The organism is Paraburkholderia sp. J69-1 (genome assembly GCF_905220255.1).
Lineage (GTDB): Bacteria > Pseudomonadota > Gammaproteobacteria > Burkholderiales > Burkholderiaceae > Paraburkholderia.
This window is the reverse complement of record NZ_CAJMZG010000023.1, coordinates 17343-35709: the sequence shown is the minus strand read 5'-3', so window position 1 is coordinate 35709 and position 18367 is coordinate 17343. Positions and strand designations below refer to the sequence as shown.

The window sequence follows — 18367 nt, the reverse complement described above, 5'->3', positions numbered from 1 at the left end:
TTTTGCGTCTGGACGTTGGTTTGTGCGCTTACTGGGCGATAGCCGATCCGAACACGTAATTCGTCATCGCCAGCGCGCGCTGGTAGGTGCCGAGCGATTGGACGCCCAGCGTGTAATCGTCGTCGGCGGCGCCTAGTGCGGCGAACACCGGCAGCAGATGTTCGTCGGTCGGGTGCATCAGGACCGCGTGCGGCGCCTGGCGCCGATAGTCGAGCAGGGCGTCGATGTCGCGTTCCGCAAGGCGCGCTTCGAACCATTCGGTGAACTCGGCCACGCGCGGATCGGCATCCTCGGGGCGCGCCGAAAAATCCGCCTGACGCAGGTTATGCGTGATCTGGCCCGAACCGATCACCATCACGCCTTCGTCGCGCAGTTCGCGCAGCGCGCGGCCCACGGCGAAGTGATACGCGGCGTCGTTGCGCGGCTGGATCGACAACTGGGCGACGGGGATGTCGGCGTCCGGGAACATCAGCAGCATCGGCACCCAGGCGCCGTGGTCGAGCCCGTGCGCCTCTTCATCGACTTCCACGCCCTGGGCGCGCAGCAGCGCCGCCGCGCGCTGCGCGGTTTCGGGCGCGCCGGGCGCGGGGTACTGGATCTCGTAGAGCGCGCGCGGAAAGCCGTAGAAGTCGTGGATGGTTTCGGGCTGCGTCGCCGTGCTCACGGCCGGGCGCTGCGTGTACCAGTGCGCGGAGAGCATCAGGATCGACTTCGGACGCGGCAGATGCTGGGCCAGCGCCGTGAAGCCTTCGCGCGGCATGGCGGGATCGATCGGCAGCGTGGGTGCGCCGTGCGACAGGAAAAGCGTGGGAGTACGGGTGGTCATGATCGTAAGCCACGTGGAGTGGCTGAAAAGTTTTGCATTACGATCAATATAAGACTCAACTCTCGCGAATTAAACGTGTGTCGAGCGAATTGATTGTGTCGCCGATGTTGATAATCGGCGTGGCGATACAAACCAGAAAAGGTCAGTCGGCGGTATGGCGCAAACCGGGCCAGGCAGGCGCCAGTGCGGGGCCGAGCGCGAATTGATCGAGCACGCGCGCGACCGTGTGATCGACCATTTCGTCGATCGAGGCCGGCTGGCTGTAGAACGCGGGCAAAGGCGGGAAAATTACGCCGCCCATTTCGGTGACGGCCGTCATATTGCGCAGATGCGCGAGGTTGAACGGCGTTTCGCGCACCATCAGCACGAGCCGGCGGCGCTCCTTGAGCGTGACGTCGGCGGCGCGGGCGATCAGGTTGTCGGAGAGGCCGTGAGCGACGCTCGCGAGCGTCTTCATCGAGCAGGGCGCGACGATCATGCCGTCGGTCGCGAACGAGCCCGAGGCGATGGTGGCGCCGACGTCGCGCACCGAATGCACGACATCGGCGCGCGCATGGAGGTCTTCCTTGCTGAGCTGCAGCTCGTGCTGGATATTGAGCCAGCCGGCGGCAGAAACCAGCAGATGCGTTTCGACGCCGCCCACGCGGCGCAGCGTCTCCAGCATCCGCACGCCGTAGATCGCGCCGGTGGCGCCGGTGATCGCGATGATCAGGCGGCGTTGCACCGGCGACGGCGTGGCGTTCACGTCAAACGACAAGCGGGGCGTGCCGGGAAGACGTGCTTACGCTGCTGCGAACAGCTGTTGCAGTTCGCCGTTCTGGTACATCTCCATCATGATGTCCGAACCGCCGATGAATTCGCCCTTCACGTAGAGCTGGGGAATCGTCGGCCAGTTCGAGAATTCCTTGATGCCCTGACGGATGCCGTCGTCTTCGAGCACGTTGACGGTCTTGAGCTGATCGACGCCGCACGCCTTCAGGATCTGCACGGCACGGCCGGAGAAACCGCACATCGGAAACTGCGCGGTGCCCTTCATGAAGAGGACGACGGCGTTTTCGTCGACGATCTGCTTGATGCGCTGTTGGGTGTCCATGTCTGACCTTGGCTTGCTTGAATAGGGTTGATGCGGAATACGTGGATTGCAGAACGAAATGATAGCGGATTTCGCCGGTGCGGGCCTGGCATGGCCTGGGCGAGCCAGGTCGCGCTGCGCGGGCTAGCCGCTAAAACGTCCGCCGCTGATGCGCTCGATCTCCGCCAGATCCCGCTTTGAAGCGACATCGGCGAAACCGCGCGCGTCGAGCAGCGTGCGGACCGCCGCCGCCTGATCGTAGCCGTGCTCCATCCAGAGCACGCCGTTCGCCACCAGCCGTGCGGGTGCGCCTTCGATAATCGTGCGCAGGGCGCTCAGGCCGTCGGCTTCGTCGGTGAGCGCGCCGCGCGGTTCGAAGCGCAGATCGCCCTGATCCAGATGCGGGTCGCCGTTCGCGATATAGGGCGGGTTGCTCACGATCACATCAAAGCGCAGCGCGGCGTCGAGCGCGTCGTACCAGCTCGCTTCGATAAACGTGAGCGCGCCGCCCGGACGCGCGGCGTCGAGCAGCTTCGCGGCATTGCGCGCGGCCACGGCCAGCGCGCCCGCCGAACGGTCGACGGCCCACACGCGTGCATCGGGCCGCGCCGAGGCGATCGCCACGGCAATCGCGCCGCTGCCCGTACCCAGATCGAGCACGCGCGGCTGCGCCGTGCCTTCCATCGCCGCGAGCGCGGTTTCCACCAGCAATTCGGTTTCCGGGCGCGGAATCAGCACGTCGGGCGTGACTTCGAAATCGAGGCCGAAGAACTCGCGCGCGCCCACCAGTTGCGCGATCGGCTCACCGGCCGCGCGGCGCGCTTCGAGCGCGCGATACGCGGCAACGTTGGCGGCATTGAGCGCCTGATCGCCGCGCGTGATGAGATCGGTGCGACGCCAGCGCAGCACGTGCATCAGCAGAATGCGCGTTTCGAGCGCGGGCAGCGGCGAGGCGCGCAGCAGCGCGTCGGCGGTGACTTGCGAGTCGGATTGCGAAGCGTTCACGGGTTCAGCGCGCCTTAATCCGCATCGCCGAGCGAGGCCAGCTGTTCAGCCTGATGCTCGGACAACAGCGCGCCGATCAGCTCTTGCAGATCGCCGTCCATGATTGCTTCGAGGCGATAAAGCGTCAGATTGATCCGGTGATCGGTCAGACGCCCTTGCGGGAAGTTGTAGGTGCGGATGCGCTCCGAGCGGTCGCCCGAGCCCACGAGGCTCTTGCGCGTGGCCGCTTCCTTCGCGTGCTGCTCCTGATACTGCTTGTCCTTGATGCGCGCGGCCAGCACCTTGAGCGCGCGATCCTTGTTCTTGTGCTGCGAGCGATCGTCCTGACATTCCACGACGATGCCCGTGGGCATGTGCGTCACGCGTACAGCCGAATCGGTTTTGTTGATGTGCTGACCGCCCGCGCCGGAGGCACGGAAAGTGTCGATGCGCAGATCGGCGGGATTGATTTCGACTTCGCCGATTTCGTCCGCTTCCGGCATCACCGCGACCGTACACGCCGACGTATGGATGCGGCCCTGCGTTTCGGTCGCCGGCACGCGTTGCACGCGATGGCCGCCCGACTCGAACTTGAGCCTGGAGTAGGCCGCCTCGCCCGCGATGCGCACGATCACTTCCTTGTAGCCGCCCAGATCCGACTCGCTCGCCGACATCATCTCGATCTGCCAGCGGTTGCGTTCCGCGTAGCGCAGATACATGCGCAGCAGGTCGCCCGCGAACAGCGCCGATTCGTCGCCGCCCGTGCCCGCGCGGATTTCGAGGAACACGTTGCGGTCGTCGTTGGGGTCCTTCGGCAGCAGCATCATCTGCAATTCGTGCTGAAGCTGCGCCATGCGTTCGCGCGAAGCTTTCACCTCTTCTTCGGCGAAATCGCGCATCGAGGCGTCGCTCAGCAGATCCTTCGCGGCCGTTTCGTCGTCTTTCGCCTGGCGCCATTGCGCGTAATGCTCGACCACCGGCCCGATTTCCGCGTGCTCGCGCGTGAGCTTGCGGTACTGGTCGCGGTTGGACGTCACATCGGGACGGCTCAACAGGTCGTTCAGCTCGGCCAGGCGTGTCGTCAGCTGGTCGAGCTTCGATTGCATGCTCGTTTTCATCGGGCGGTACGGAGCGGGCTCCGGTCAGGACTGCGGGAAAAGAGGGGCGGGCGCAAGCCCAGGCGTTGCCGCGCAAATGCCATGCGCGGACGTTTGGCGCGGCGAGTGCCGCTAACGGTCCGAAGAGCCGGACGCGTTGGACGATTCGTCGAGGTTCGATGCCTGCGCGGTGGTCTGCGGCTCGCGCGCATCGTTGCCTTTGGCCAGCTGGCCGTGGCGATAGAAACCGCTCATCAGCTCGATCAGCGAATCGCGGCTTTCGCCGCTCGACGTGTTGAGCGCGTGCGTCGGGCCGTGGATCAGCTTGTTCGTGAGCGCCTGCGACAGCGCTTCGAGCACGGCGGACGGATCTTCGCCGCGCGCGAGCATCTTGCGCGCGCGATCGAGTTCGGCGCGGCGCAGCGCGTCGGCTTGCGTGTGCATGTGGCGGATCACTGGCACGATGCTGCGCGAGTCGAGCCACTGCATGAAGTTCGCCACGCGCGATTCGATGATGGTTTCGGCCTGCGCAACCGCCGCCTGACGCGAAGCATTGCCTTCGCGCACGATGGTGCCGAGGTCGTCGACGGTGTAGAGGAACACGTCTTCGAGCTGGCCGACTTCGGCTTCGATATCGCGCGGCACGGCGAGGTCGACCATGAAGATCGGACGGTGACGGCGCGCTTTCACCGCACGCTCGACCGCGCCCAGACCGATGATCGGCAGCGTGGAGGCCGTACACGACACGATGATGTCGAACTCGTGCATGCGCGCGGGCAGCTCGGAGAGCGGAATCGACTTGCCGCCGAAACGTTCTGCAACAGAGCGGCCGCGTTCGGCGGTGCGATTGGCGACCACCAGTTCGCGCGGCTGCTGCGCGGCGAAGTGCGCGGCGCACAGCTCGATCATTTCGCCCGCGCCGATGAACAGCACGCGCTGGTTGGCGATCTTGTCGAAGATGCGCTGCGCGAGACGCACGGCGGCGGCGGCCATCGATACCGATTGCGCCCCGATTTCCGTGGTGCTGCGCACTTCCTTCGCCACGGCGAAGGTGCGCTGGAACAGCTGGTTCAGATAGGTGCCCAGCGCGCCAGCCTCGGTGGCGGTGCGCACGGCCGTTTTCATCTGACCGACGATCTGGGTTTCGCCCAGCACCATCGAATCGAGACCCGAGGCCACGCGAAACGCGTGACGCACGGCTTCGGACTGCGGCAGCGTATAGACGTGCGGCGCGAGTTCCTCGGCGCGGATACCGTGATAGTGCGAGAGCCATTCCACCGCGGAGTCGCGCGAAGCCTGCGCGTCGGTCGCGCAGTAGAGTTCGGTGCGGTTGCAGGTGGAGAGGATGGCAGCTTCGGGCGCGCTGAGGGAGCGCTTGCCGCCGGTCCACGCCTCTTTGAAGAGTTCGAGGGCCGGTTTGATCTGTTCGAGCGGAAACGCCACGCGTTCGCGCAAGGCGACGGGCGCGGTGTGGTGATTGATTCCGATCGTTAGAAGCTGCATACCATGGGGCGAAGATTTAGGCGGATATTATAACTTTTCCGCGCTTCTGACATTGGCGTCGGCAATGTCAGCGTCCTCCCCAGTATTAATCGGCAGTCGTTCGAGTTGATATCCGTAGCCGTATAGCGTGGTTAAGCGCCAGCCATGCTCGGGCCCGAGCTGCAATTTGCTGCGCAGCCGCGAGGCGTGCGTATCGAGCGTGCGCGACCGAACGTCGCGGTTCAGATTCCAGACCGTTTCCAGAATGCGCGCGCGCGAAACGGGGCGCGATGCATTGGTGAAAAGCAGCAGTGCGAAGCGAAATTCCTTGGGCGTGAGCGTGACGCTATGGCCCCTGAAAGTGACCGCGTAGCGCGCCGAATCGAATTGATAATCGCCGAAACCATAGTGCGCGCGATTGCGCGGGCGGCGCACGCCGGCGCGGCGCAGCAGCGCGTCGATGCGGGCGAGCATTTCGGGGCCGCGTACCGGCTTGGCGATGCAGTCGTCTGCACCGGCCTGGAGGCTGGCGACGATTTCGCTTTCGTGCGGCGAGGCCATCAGCACGATGGCGGGCAGGCCCGGCAGCAGACGGCGCACACGCGGGATGAGTTCGTCGCCGCCGGCGTCGCCGCACCAGTAGGCGGCCATCAGCAGGTCGAAGGCGTCGTCTTCGAGCGCTTCGACGAGCGGAGCGCCGAGAGGGAAATGGCGACAGGCGTGACCGCCTGCAATCAGCAGACGTTCGATGATTTCGGCCTGGCGCGCGTCAGGTTCGACAAGAGCGATTCGCATAGGGGTGTCCAGCCAGGGCGGGCCGGGGTGCGCTTGCCTTGCGCCATCCCGCCCCCTACACTCAACCGCTACGCGGGAAGCGCCAAGCCGACCGTTTTCCGGTAAAAATACTGTTGTAAAAGAGACAAAAGAATGCTATCCGCCGCCCTCTTGCAGTCCTATAGGACTCGTCTGAAATTCCTTAGGACAAAGCGCTAATGGGCTGGCCAGGCATCGTCGTGCTCGGACTCGCCACGGGTTTCGCGGGATGGCTGCTCCATCCGCTGCGCCGCGCCTCCGGGCCCGCCGCTCGCACGCTCCTGCTCGCGATTGCCGCTGCGCTCATTGGCGCGGCGCTCGCGAAAACGGCGGGCCGCGCGACCGGTCTTTTCTACGATGGCGAACTGCTCGAATGGCCGGTCTGCACGGCCGTCGCGTTTGTCTTCGTGGCCGTGCTGGTGGCGCTGCGCGCCCGCCGCTGACCGCCCAGACATCCGCCAATGCGCACCTGATTAATGCCTATCCAAGGTTCGAATAGCGCCCCACGCGCATCACTACTCTCGCAGGTGAAAACATGAACGCCCGACTCCCCGAAACGTCCACGACTCCCGAACGCATTGCCGCGCTGCGTGTCGCCATGGCCGCTGCCGCCGTGGACGCCGCCCTCGTGCCGTCCGCCGATCCGCATCTCTCCGAATATCTGCCGCGCCGCTGGCAGGGCCGCGAGTGGCTGTCGGGCTTCACGGGCTCGGTGGGCACGCTGGTCGTGACGAAGGATTTCGCGGGCGTGTGGGTCGATAGCCGCTACTGGGTGCAGGCCGAAAACCAGCTCGCCGGCACCGGCGTGCAACTGATGAAGATGACGGCCGGCCAGCAGAGCGCGCCGCACATCGCCTGGCTCGCGCAGAACGTGCCTGCGGGCGGCGCGGTCGCGGTGGATGGCGCCGTGCTGGGCGTGGCCTCGGCGCGTGCGCTGGCCGAGGCGCTCGAAGCGCGCGACGTCAAGCTGCGCACCGATCTCGATCTGCTCGACGATGTCTGGAGCGCGCGTCCCTCGCTGCCGGTCGAGCCGGTGTACGAGCACGTCGCGCCGCACGCCGACGCGCAACGCGCGGGCAAGCTCGCGCAGGTGCGCGCGGCGATGGCCGAACTGGGCGCGCAGTGGCACTTCGTTTCGACGCTCGATGACCTCGCGTGGCTGTTCAATCTGCGCGGCACCGACGTGAACTACAACCCGGTGTTCGTCGCGCACGCGCTGATCGGCCCGGACGATGCAACGCTGTTCGTCGCCGACGGCAAGGTGTCCGCCGATCTCGTGCAATCGCTCGCGCGCGACAACGTGCGCGTCGTGCCTTACGCGCAAACCGCGGCGGCGCTCGGCGCGCTGCCTGCGGGCGCTGCGCTGCTGGTCGATCCGCGCCGCGTGACCTTCGGCGTGCTCGAAGCGGTGCCGGCGCAGGTGAAGCTGGTCGAGGCGCTGAATCCGAGCACCTATCTGAAGTCGCGCAAGACGGCCGTGGAAGCGCAGCACGTGCGCGCGACCATGGAGCAGGACGGCGCGGCGCTGGCCGAATTCTTCGCGTGGTTCGAAGCGGCGCTGGGCCACGAAACCATCACCGAACTCACCGTCGACGAAAAGCTCACGGCGGCGCGCGCGCGCCGTCCGGGCTATGTGTCGCTGTCGTTCTCGACGATTGCGGGCTTCAACGCAAATGGCGCGATGCCGCATTACCGCGCGACCGAACAGTCGCATAGCGTGATCGAAGGCGATGGCCTGCTGCTGATCGATTCGGGCGGCCAGTACCTGGACGGCACCACCGACATCACCCGCGTGGTGCCCGTGGGCACGCCCAGCGCGGAGCAAAAGCGCGACTTCACGCTGGTGCTCAAGGGCATGATGGCGCTCTCGCGTGCGCAGTTCCCGCGCGGCATCCGCTCGCCGATGCTCGACGCCATCGCGCGTGCGCCGATCTGGGAAGCGGGCGCCGATTACGGTCACGGCACCGGTCACGGCGTGGGCTACTTCCTGAACGTGCACGAAGGCCCGCAGGTGATCTCGCACTACGCGCCGGCCGAGCCGTGGACCGCGATGGAAGAGGGCATGATCACCTCGAACGAGCCGGGCATCTATCGTCCGGGCAAGTGGGGCGTGCGGATCGAAAACCTCGTGCTCAACGTGAGCGCGGGCGCGACCGAATTCGGCGATTTCCTGAAGTTCGAAACGCTGACGCTTTGTCCGATTGATACGCGTTGCATTGATCTGGCGCTGTTGCGCGAAGACGAGCGCGCGTGGCTCAATGCGTACCATCAGACGGTTCGCGAACGCGTCTCGCCGCACGTCAGCGGCGATGCGCTGGCGTGGCTCGAAAAGCGCACGCAGCCGATCTGACCTTTCAACGGCGGAGCAACGCAAACGCAACGCAAACGCAACGCAAACCCAGGGAGCGCAGGCGCATGGCGATCAAGGCAGTGGTGTTCGATTTCGGCGGAGTGCTGGTGGACTGGAGTCCTGAGTATCTCTATCGCAAGCTGATTCCCAACGACGACGAACGCCGCTGGTTTCTCACCCACGTCTGCGCGATGGACTGGGTCGTGCGTCAGGACGGCGGCGAGCCGATCGCCGTCGGCACCGAAGAACTGGTCGCGCGCTTTCCCGGGCACGAAGCGCTGATCCGCGCTTTCTACGAGCGCTGGCACGAGATGATCGGCGGGCTGCTCGAAGGCGGCGTGGCCACGTTCGAGCGTCTGGAAGCCGCCAATGTGCCGATCTTCGGTCTGACCAACTGGTCGGCGGAAACTTTTCCGTGGGCGTGGGAGCGCTTCGGCATCCTGCGCCGTTGCCGCGATGTGGTGGTCTCGGGGCGCGTGCGGCTCGCGAAGCCCGATCCGGCGATTTACCACGAGATGTTCCGCCGCATCGAAGCGCAACTGCCCGGCGTGCAGCCCGACGAACTCGTTTTTATCGACGACAACCCGCACAACGCCGCGACCGCCACGAAGCTCGGCTGGCATGCGGTGCATCACACGAGCAACGCCGGCACCGATGCGAAGCTGCGCGAACTCGGTCTGCCGGTTTAAGCCGGCGTCACTTTGAAGCCGGCGCGGCAGGCTGCGCCGGTTTGACGAACAGGCTGCGCAGCGCGTCGGCGATGCCCTTTGCGGTTTGTCCGGCGCCTTGCGCCACACCTTGCGCGCTCACCCCGAGCGCCTGCGCGAAGCCCGCGCGCAACTCGGTCATCAGGCTCTCGTTGAGCTTGAACTTCGGATCGTGCAAATCTCCGTCGAGTACGAAATGCAGCGTGATGTCGCCCTTGTGCGACTTGAGCGCGGCGACGGCGGCGCGCGTCGGAATCGACATGAAGGTATCGAGCGGATCGCTGCTTTCGGCCAGTTGAAGCTGGCGGATCGTCACCACGCCAGGCGCGTGCAGGCGATAGCCGCGCACCGTCGCGGTGAGATCGAGATCGAGCGTGCCGCCGGTGATACGGGTCTTCGCGCCGGCTTTTTTCAGCAGATAAGGATCGAGCGTGAGGATGTCCACGCCGCGCAGCACCGTATGCGTCTGCGAGTCCTTGCTCGCGATGCGGATGGTGCCTTCGAAACTCACGTGGCCGGTGTGTGCCGGACCCTTGATCGCGCCCGTGACCGCGACGTGCGTGGGTTCGTCGAGCGTGGGTAATTGCACGTGATCGACGCTCGCGTGGGCGTCGCTCACCGTCACGCGCCACGGCGGATTGCCCACCGAGCGGTCGTAGAACACGAAGCGGCCATTGTCGAAGACGATGTGGTCGATCAGCTTTTCGCTGGGAAGTTTGATAACGCTGTCGCTCGCAGCGCCCGATGCCGAAGATGCCGGGCCAGCGCTTGCCGCTTCCATTTCGCGCCGCAGATTCGGCAGCAGCGCGATCGAACCGTTCGGGCGGCGCAGCACCGTCATCGTGAAATCGCTCAGGTGCACTTCGCGCACGTGTACGCGGTTCGAAAGCAGGGCGCGCAGATCGGGCGTGATGGTGATGCGGCCGGCGCGCAGCATGTCGGCGGCCGGCCAGTCGGGCGGCGGTTTGAGGCGCACGTCGGTGAGTTCGACCGAGGTGAGCCAGAACGCCACGTTCACCTGCGCCGCCGTGCCGATGGGCGCGAGCGCCGCTTCCACGCGCGCTTTGGCCTCGCGCTGCAGCGCGTACAGCGCGCCGAACGCGAGCACCAACAGCGCCACGACGACCATCGCGACGATCAACAGAATTCGGGAAGCCGGACGGTGGCGGTTCGGCGTCGACATGCGGTGCACCTCGGCGGGAGACAGTGCGGCGTGAGCGGACAAGGCTTCAAGCGTAGCCGCATCCAGCAACCGCCGTGCCGCAGATGCGCGGCGTCACGGCATGCGCGCGAAAAAAAACGGCAGCCCGCAGGCTGCCGTTTTCGTCGATACACCGCCGGGATTAACGGCTGATCGGCTTGTAGCGCAGACGCTTCGGACGCGCGGCTTCTTCGCCCAGACGCTTGATCTTGTCGGCTTCGTATTCCTGGTAGTTGCCGTCGAAGAACGTGACTTGCGAGTCGCCTTCGAACGCCAGGATGTGCGTGGCGATACGGTCGAGGAACCAGCGATCGTGGGAAATCACCATCACCGAACCCGCGAATTCGAGCAGCGCGTCTTCGAGCGCGCGCAGCGTTTCGACGTCGAGGTCGTTCGACGGTTCGTCCAGCAGCAGGACGTTGCCGCCCGAGATCAGCGTCTTGGCCAGATGCAGACGGCCGCGCTCACCACCCGACAGATTGCCGACGATCTTCTGCTGATCGCCGCCCTTGAAGTTGAAGCGGCCGATGTACGCGCGCGACGGCGTTTCGTACTTGCCCACCGTCAGCACGTCCGCGCCGCCCGAGATTTCCTCGAACACGGTCTTGTTCGACGCCAGCGCGTCGCGGCTTTGATCGACGTAGGCGAGCTTGACCGTCGGGCCTTGCACGATTTCGCCCGAATCCGGCTGTTCCTTGCCCGTGAGCATGCGGAACAGCGTCGACTTACCGGCGCCGTTCGGGCCGATGATGCCGACGATCGCGCCCGCCGGAATCTTGAAGCTGAGATCGTCGATCAGCAGACGGTCGCCGTACGACTTGCTGACGTTCTTGAACTCGATGACTTCGTTGCCCAGACGCTCGCCCGCCGGAATGAAGATTTCCTGCGTTTCGTTGCGCTTCTGGTAATCCGAGCTCGACAGTTCCTCGAAGCGGGCGATACGCGCCTTCGACTTCGCCTGACGGCCCTTCGGGTTCTGGCGCACCCACTCCAGTTCCTTCTTGATGGCCTTCTGGCGCGCCGATTCCGTCGCTTCTTCCTGCTTCAGGCGGTCTTCCTTCTGGTCGAGCCAGCTGGAGTAGTTGCCCTTCCAGGGAATGCCGTGGCCACGGTCGAGTTCGAGAATCCACTCGGCGGCGTTATCCAGGAAGTAGCGATCGTGGGTGACGGCCACGACCGTGCCCGGGAAGCGCGTGAGGAACTGTTCGAGCCACTCGACGGATTCGGCGTCAAGGTGGTTGGTCGGCTCATCCAGCAGCAGCATGTCGGGCTTTTCGAGCAGCAGCTTGCACAGCGCGACGCGGCGCTTTTCACCGCCCGACAGATTGCCGATCTTCGCGTCCCATGCCGGCAGACGCAGCGCGTCGGCGGCGATTTCGATCTGCTGTTCCGCGCTGCCGTCAGACGTGGCGAGGATCGCTTCGTACTTCGCCTGTTCGGCGGCCAGCGCGTCGAAGTCGGCGTCCGGTTCCGCGTAGGCGGCGTAGATCTCGTCGAGCTTCTTTTGCGCGCCGAACACTTCGCCCAGACCTTCTTCGACCGCTTCGCGCACGGTCTTTTCCGGGTCGAGCTGCGGTTCCTGCGGCAGGTAGCCGATGTTCAGGTTCGGCATCGGCGTGGCTTCGCCTTCGATGTCCTTGTCGACGCCGGCCATGATCTTGATGAGTGTGGACTTGCCCGAGCCGTTCAGGCCGAGCAGACCGATCTTCGCGCCGGGGAAGAACGACAGCGAAATGTCCTTCAGGATCTGGCGCTTGGGCGGCACGATCTTGCCGACCCGGTTCATGGTGAAGACGTATTGGGCCATGAGAGTGTCTTTGGAGTCTGAAAAAGCGGGAGAAAAAGGGGCGGCATTCAGTCTTGAAACGCGGCGATGGCGTCCAGCGAGGCTGGGGATGCCGCGTCGAAACCGCGAATGCGGAAATGCGCAAACCGCTATTGTACGGGGCGCGGGCGATGGGGGAGCGACGCGTGGCTAGTCGCCGTACAGCCCGCCGTTAGGCTCGCAAACAAGCCCGCAAAAAAGCCCGCTTGCAGGCGGGCTTTTCGGCACTTCCAGACAGCGTCGCTTAAACGTTGAACAGGAAGTTCATCACGTCGCCGTCGTGCACGACATATTCCTTGCCTTCGGCGCGCATCTTGCCGGCTTCCTTCGCGCCGGTTTCGCCCTTGTACTGGATGTAGTCGTCGAACGCGATGGTCTGCGCGCGGATGAAGCCGCGCTCGAAGTCCGTGTGGATCGCGCCGGCGGCCTGCGGGGCCGTATCGCCAACGTGAATCGTCCACGCGCGCACTTCCTTCACGCCTGCCGTGAAGTACGTTTGCAGACCGAGCAGACGGAAGCCCGCGCGGATCACGCGGTCGAGGCCCGGCTCTTCCATGCCCATGTCCGAGAGGAAGGCGATCTTGTCTTCGTCGTCCAGATCGGCGATTTCCGCTTCGATCGCGGCGCACACGGCCACGACCGGCGCACCTTCGGCTTCGGCGTGCTTGCGCACGGCGTCGAGGTACGGGTTGTTGTCGAAGCCGTCGTCCTTCACGTTGGCGACGTACATCGTCTTCTTCGCCGTGATCAGGCAGAACGGCTTGAGGAGCGCCTGTTCGTCTTCGTTCAGGTCGAGCGCACGCACGGGCTTGGCCTGGTCGAGCTGGGCGCGCACGCGCTCCAGCACGGCGACGAGCTTCGCCGCTTCCTTGTCGTTACCCGACTTGGCCGCCTTCGAGTAGCGCGTGAGCGACTTTTCGACGGTGCTGAGGTCGGCCAGCGCCAGTTCGGTGTTGATGACTTCGATGTCGGCGAGCGGATCGACCTTGCCGGCGACGTGAATCACGTTCTCGTCTTCGAAGCAGCGCACGACGTGGGTGATCGCATCGGTTTCGCGGATGTTGGCGAGGAACTGGTTGCCCAGACCTTCACCCTTGCTCGCGCCCGCGACCAGACCGGCGATGTCGACGAATTCGACCACGGCCGGCACGACGCGCTCGGGCTTGACGATCTCGGAGAGCGCCTTCAGACGCGGGTCCGGCACTTCCACGACGCCGACGTTCGGCTCGATCGTGCAGAACGGATAGTTTTCAGCCGCGATGCCGGCTTTGGTCAGCGCGTTGAAGAGGGTGGACTTGCCGACGTTGGGCAGGCCGACGATGCCGCATTTGAGGCTCATGAAATTCTCTGCATGTCAGGGTGGCGACGTGCGGCTCGCCGGGGTCGGGCGTGAGCTGCGGGGCCGGACCGGCTGGCGCGGGAGCGCCTGGCGGGCAGCCCGGATGGCACGAAAATGCACGTCAGGGGCGTGACGCGAAGTCACGAAAACCGTAATTGTAACCTTGTCCGCGCATGGCTTTGACGATGGCTGTGGCGCGATGCGCAAGCGGCGCAAAGGGCGCGATCCGGTGCGGGCGCCGAAGTCCCTGCGGCAAGCCACCGCGCCCGCTTGCCGTAACGCAAGCGGCGGTGCGCCGGGCTGCCCATCCGGCCCTGTCAGACAAGGCCCCGCAGCTATAATGCGCGGATGACTGCAAGCAACCAGACCTTTGATGTCGCCGTGATCGGCGGCGGGCTCGTCGGCAAGTCGGCGGCGCTGGCGCTGACCCAGAACGGCCTGCGCGTGGCGCTGCTCGCGCAACCCTGCGCGCCGCTGCCGCCCGGCGCCGTGTTCGACGCGCGCGTCTACGCTTTCTCGCGCAGCTCCCAGGCGCTGTTCGAGCGGCTGCGGGTCTGGCAGGCGGTCGACGCCACGCGCCTCACGCCGGTCTACGACATGCGCGTGTTCGGCGACGCGGCCGCGGAACTGCACTTCTCGGCGTATCAGGCTTCGGTTTCGCACCTCGCGTGGATCGCCGAATCGTCGCTGGTCGAGCGCGCGCTGGATTCCGCGCTGCATTTCCAGCCCAATCTCACCTGGATCGATTCGCGCGCGCAAACGCTCGACATCAAGCCGGACGCCGCCGTGATCGGCCTCGCCAACGGCCGCACGATCGAAGCCGATCTGGCCGTGGGCGCCGACGGCGCGCATTCCTGGGTGCGCTCGCAGATCGGTTCGAAGGTCGATCGCCGCGATTACCGGCAGACCGGCGTGGTTGCCAATTTCCGCGCGCAGAAGCCGCACGGCGAATGCGCGTACCAGTGGTTCCGCGATGGCGAGATCATCGCGTTGCTGCCGTTGCCCGATCAGCACGTCTCGCTCGTGTGGTCCGCGCAGAGCGAGCATGCCGAAGCGCTCCTCAAGCTCGAACCCGAACAACTCGCCGCCGAAGTCGAACGCGCCACGCAAAATCTGCACGGCGCGCTCGAATGCGTGACGCCCGCGCGCGGTTTCCCGCTTTCGCTGCAAACGGTCGACAAGCTGATTGCGCCGCGCGTCGCGCTGGTGGGCGACGCCGCGCACCTGATTCACCCGCTCGCCGGGCAGGGCGTGAACCTGGGCCTGCGCGACGTGGCTGCGCTGGTCGACGTGATCGCGAAGAAGGAAGCGTTCCGCGATCTCGGCGATACCGTGCTGCTGCGCCGCTATGAGCGCGGCCGTCGCGAGGACATTCAAAAGCTCGTCGTGGCCACCGACGGTCTGCAGCGCCTCTTCGCCGTGCCCGGCACGATCGCGCGCGCGGTGCGCAACACCGGCATGGCGTTTGTCGGCGCGCAGCCGCTCGTCAAACGCTGGCTCGTCGCCGCGGCGCTCGGCTGATTTATCGCCGCCCCTGCAACTCCCAGGCGCCGCGCGGGCATTTCCGTTGCTCCAGGCCTCAAGCGGCTTAGAATGGCGGATCAGGCCGTGCCGGCGTCAGGTTCGATCGAATCGACCGATATCGATCCGATCCGCGCCCGAATTTCACCTGGACCGTGTCGCGCACCGAACCTGCGCCGCGTTCCCGAATCAGGAAAGCATTCCATGCAAAAGCGTATCCGCATTGCCGCGCTCGTCGTCGCGGCGGCCGCCTCGGTGCTCGGCTGCTCGGCACAGGCCGACCAGACCACCGACAAGATCAAGGCCGCGCTGCAGCAGCGTCTGGGCGTCGATGCCGGCGATATCAAGGGCATCCAGAAAGCGCCCGTCGCCGGTCTGTACGAGGTGAACCTCGGCACGCAGATCATTTATAGCGACGTCAACGGCGACTACGTGCTGACCGGCGATCTCGTCGATACGAAAGCGCACCGCAATCTCACCGAAGCGCGTCTGGCCGAACTGAACAAGGTCGATTTTGCCAAGCTGCCGTTCGAAAACGCGGTGAAGGTGGTGAAGGGCAACGGCAAGCGCACGATCGCGGTGTTCTCCGATCCGAACTGCCCGTACTGCCATCAGCTCGAGACCACGCTCAAGTCGATCGACAACGTGACGGTCTACACCTTCCTCTATCCGGTGCTCTCGGACGATTCGACGGCCAAGGCCAAGTCGATCTGGTGCTCGACGGACCGCGCCAAGGCGTGGGAATCGTGGATGGTGGACCGCAAGGCGCCCACCGCTGCGGGCACCTGCAACACGGCCGCGATCGACAGCAATCTGAAGCTGGGCGCGAAGATGAACGTGAACGGCACGCCCACCGTGATTCTGGCCGATGGCCGCCGCCTGCCGGGCGCGGTCAGCGCCGACAAGCTCGAAAGCGAGCTGAGCGCCGCGCACTGACGCCTCGCCCGAATCCGCCGGCCGCTTCTGCGGCCGGTACTTTTTTGTCTGCCGGATTTTTCGCCGAATTTTTGCCGTCCCGCGTTTCGCAGACGCGCGCCACGAGCGCCACGCCGCGCGAGCGCTGGACCTAACGCTTACCGAATCGTCACCACACCTAGCCGATGAAGCCGATCCGATACACCATCGTCCCGAAGAATCCCGCCGCGCATCTGTTCGAGGTGACGCTCACCGTTGCCGATCCCGCGCCGGACGGCCAGCGCTTCATGCTGCCCGTGTGGATTCCGGGCAGCTACATGGTGCGCGAATTCGCGCGCAACATCGTCACGCTGCGCGCCACCAACGAAGCGGGCCGCAAGGTGCGCGTGACCAAGACCGACAAGCATTCGTGGCAGGCCGCGCCGGTCAAGGGCGCGCTCACGCTGCGCTACGAGGTGTACGCGTGGGATCTGTCGGTGCGCGCCGCGCATCTGGACGACATGACCGGCTTCTTCAACGGCACGAGCGTGTTTCTCGCGGCGCTCGGCCATGAGGACGCGCAACATATCGTCGATATCCAGCGCCCGGACGGTCACGCGTTCCGTCACTGGCGCGTGGCGACCGCGCTGCCGGAAGCGCGCGGCACCAAGCGCTATGGCTTCGGCGACTACACGGCGGCGAACTACGACGAGCTGATCGATCATCCGGTGACGCTCGGTGAATTCACGCTCGCGAGCTTCAAGGCGCATGACGTGCCGCACGACATCGTGATCGCCGGCCGCGTGGTGGCGCTCGACATGGAGCGTCTGTCGAACGATCTGAAGAAGATCTGCGAAGCGCAGATCGCAATGTTCGAGCCGCGCACCAAACGCGCGCCGATGGAGCGCTACGTCTTCATGACGCAGGCCGTGAGCGACGGTTACGGCGGCCTCGAACACCGCGCATCGACGGCGCTCATCTGCAATCGCACCGATCTGCCCGTGAAAGGCAAGACCGAGATGACCGAGGGCTACCGCACCTATCTGGGTCTGTGCAGCCACGAGTATTTCCACACCTGGAACGTCAAGCGCATCAAGCCCGCGGCCTTCGTGCCCTACGACCTCACGCAGGAGGACTACACCTCGCTGCTGTGGCTGTTCGAAGGTTTCACGTCCTACTACGACGATCTGGTGCTGGTGCGCAGCGGCCTGATTTCCGTCGATGACTACTTCGGCCTCGTCGGCAAGACGGTGGCCGGGGTGCTGCGCGGCGCGGGGCGCCTGAAGCAGAGCGTCGCGGAAAGCTCGTTCGACGCGTGGGTCAAGTACTACCGCCAGGACGAGAACGCGGCCAACGCCATCGTCAGCTATTACACGAAGGGCTCGCTGGTCGCGCTCGCCTTCGATCTGGCGATCCGCACGGAAACCAGCGGCCGCAAATCGCTCGACGATGTGATGCGTCTGCTGTGGCAGCGCTACGGCCGCGACTTCTATCGCGGCAAGCCGGTGGGCGTGGGCGAGGACGATGTCGAAGCGCTGATCGCCGAAGCCACCGGCGTGGAACTGGGCGCGCTGTTCGCCGATGCCGTGCGCGGCACGCGCGATCTGCCGCTGGCGACGCTGCTGGAGCCGTTCGGCGTCAAGCTCGAAGGCGAGCCGGAACGCGGCGCAAAGCCGTCGCTGGGCGCGCGCCTGCGCGGCGGCGCGGAAGCCACGCTCGCGGTGGTCTACGAAGGCGGCGCGGCGCAGAAGGCCGGGCTATCGGCCGGCGATGTGGTGATCGCGCTCGACGGCCTGCGCGTGACGGGCGGCAATCTCGACATGCTGCTCTCGCGCTATCAAGCGGGCGCGAAGGTGGAGATCCACGCGTTCCGCCGCGACGAACTGCGCGTTGCGCGCCTCACGCTCGACGCGCCCGATATCGCGCGCTACAAGCTCAGCGTCACCGACAAGCGCCCGGCCTCGCGCACGCTGCGCGATCGCTGGCTGGCGGCCTGATCTTGGCTTGAGCCTGGCTTGAACCTGGCTTGAACCTGGCTTGAACCTGGCTTGAACCCGGTCTGATCGCTTGATCCGGCGGCGCGACGAACGCCGCCGCACCCCACACGATGCGGCGAGGCCGATCCGGCCCCGCCGTTTTTTATGCCCGCGATTGTTCTACCGTTGCAACAATCCGTCATCGGCGGGCTACTTTTTCGGGGCGCAGCAAAAAAACACAATGGCTCCACTCGCGCAACACCGCGCACACAGACCCGAA

At 65.5% G+C, this 18367-nt stretch carries 16 protein-coding genes; 6 read left to right on the top strand and 10 right to left on the bottom strand.

Annotated features, from left to right (window positions below; translation table 11 throughout):
- Positions 1–28: 28 nt before the first annotated feature.
- The 7 genes from U5A67_RS32230 to U5A67_RS32200 form a co-directional block, all read right to left on the bottom strand.
- Positions 29–826, bottom strand: coding sequence for a DODA-type extradiol aromatic ring-opening family dioxygenase (locus U5A67_RS32230; RefSeq protein ID WP_205987174.1), 798 nt, complete (start codon positions 824–826; stop codon positions 29–31).
- Positions 827–968: 142 nt separating this feature from the next.
- Entirely contained in the window at positions 969–1583 is a 615-nt protein-coding gene (locus U5A67_RS32225) for a UbiX family flavin prenyltransferase (RefSeq protein WP_277397964.1), read from the bottom strand.
- A 24-nt stretch (positions 1584–1607) separates the two neighbouring features.
- Positions 1608–1919 carry a Grx4 family monothiol glutaredoxin gene (gene grxD, locus U5A67_RS32220; RefSeq protein WP_205987175.1) on the bottom strand — a complete coding sequence of 104 codons (312 nt, stop codon included), beginning with the start codon at positions 1917–1919 and terminating at the stop codon, positions 1608–1610.
- Between the two features lie 123 nt (positions 1920–2042).
- A complete protein-coding gene (prmC, locus tag U5A67_RS32215) occupies positions 2043–2903 on the bottom strand; it encodes a peptide chain release factor N(5)-glutamine methyltransferase (protein WP_321817557.1) in 861 nt (286 codons plus the stop codon).
- 14 nt (positions 2904–2917) lie between these two features.
- A complete protein-coding gene (gene prfA / locus U5A67_RS32210) occupies positions 2918–4000 on the bottom strand; it encodes a peptide chain release factor 1 (RefSeq protein WP_205987712.1) in 1083 nt (360 codons plus the stop codon).
- A gap of 111 nt (positions 4001–4111) precedes the next feature.
- A complete protein-coding gene (gene hemA / locus U5A67_RS32205; protein WP_321817556.1) occupies positions 4112–5482 on the bottom strand; it encodes a glutamyl-tRNA reductase in 1371 nt (456 codons plus the stop codon).
- A 27-nt stretch (positions 5483–5509) separates the two neighbouring features.
- Positions 5510–6256 (bottom strand): response regulator transcription factor, encoded by a 747-nt coding sequence (locus U5A67_RS32200; RefSeq protein ID WP_205987714.1) that lies wholly within the window; start codon positions 6254–6256, stop codon positions 5510–5512.
- Between the two features lie 197 nt (positions 6257–6453).
- Between U5A67_RS32200 and U5A67_RS32195 the strand changes: the two genes are divergently transcribed.
- The 3 genes from U5A67_RS32195 to U5A67_RS32185 all read left to right on the top strand — a co-directional run bounded on the left by U5A67_RS32195 (position 6454) and on the right by U5A67_RS32185 (position 9313).
- Positions 6454–6717 carry a hypothetical protein gene (locus tag U5A67_RS32195; protein WP_321817555.1) on the top strand — a complete coding sequence of 88 codons (264 nt, stop codon included), beginning with the start codon at positions 6454–6456 and terminating at the stop codon, positions 6715–6717.
- Between the two features lie 92 nt (positions 6718–6809).
- A complete protein-coding gene (locus tag U5A67_RS32190; protein ID WP_321817554.1) occupies positions 6810–8624 on the top strand; it encodes an aminopeptidase family protein P in 1815 nt (604 codons plus the stop codon).
- Between the two features lie 65 nt (positions 8625–8689).
- The gene (locus U5A67_RS32185; protein ID WP_205987717.1) at positions 8690–9313 is read left to right on the top strand and encodes an HAD family hydrolase; all 624 of its coding nucleotides are present in this window, start codon (positions 8690–8692) and stop codon (positions 9311–9313) included.
- 7 nt (positions 9314–9320) lie between these two features.
- Here U5A67_RS32185 and U5A67_RS32180 read toward each other — a convergent pair whose 3' ends face one another.
- From U5A67_RS32180 to ychF, 3 genes are all read right to left on the bottom strand, one after another.
- Positions 9321–10514, bottom strand: a complete 1194-nt coding sequence (locus U5A67_RS32180; protein ID WP_321817553.1) for a DUF748 domain-containing protein — start codon at positions 10512–10514, stop codon at positions 9321–9323.
- Between the two features lie 160 nt (positions 10515–10674).
- The gene (ettA, locus tag U5A67_RS32175) at positions 10675–12339 is read right to left on the bottom strand and encodes an energy-dependent translational throttle protein EttA (protein WP_205987719.1); all 1665 of its coding nucleotides are present in this window, start codon (positions 12337–12339) and stop codon (positions 10675–10677) included.
- 262 nt (positions 12340–12601) lie between these two features.
- A complete protein-coding gene (gene ychF, locus U5A67_RS32170) occupies positions 12602–13696 on the bottom strand; it encodes a redox-regulated ATPase YchF (protein ID WP_205987720.1) in 1095 nt (364 codons plus the stop codon).
- A gap of 348 nt (positions 13697–14044) precedes the next feature.
- On the opposite strand from ychF, the gene U5A67_RS32165 reads away from it, so the two are divergent.
- From U5A67_RS32165 to U5A67_RS32155, 3 genes are all read left to right on the top strand, one after another.
- Positions 14045–15217 (top strand): UbiH/UbiF family hydroxylase, encoded by a 1173-nt coding sequence (locus U5A67_RS32165; protein ID WP_321817552.1) that lies wholly within the window; start codon positions 14045–14047, stop codon positions 15215–15217.
- Between the two features lie 204 nt (positions 15218–15421).
- Positions 15422–16153, top strand: a complete 732-nt coding sequence (locus U5A67_RS32160) for a DsbC family protein (protein WP_205987722.1) — start codon at positions 15422–15424, stop codon at positions 16151–16153.
- 164 nt (positions 16154–16317) lie between these two features.
- Entirely contained in the window at positions 16318–18108 is a 1791-nt protein-coding gene (locus U5A67_RS32155) for a PDZ domain-containing protein (protein WP_321817551.1), read from the top strand.
- The last annotated feature ends 259 nt before the right edge of the window (positions 18109–18367 follow it).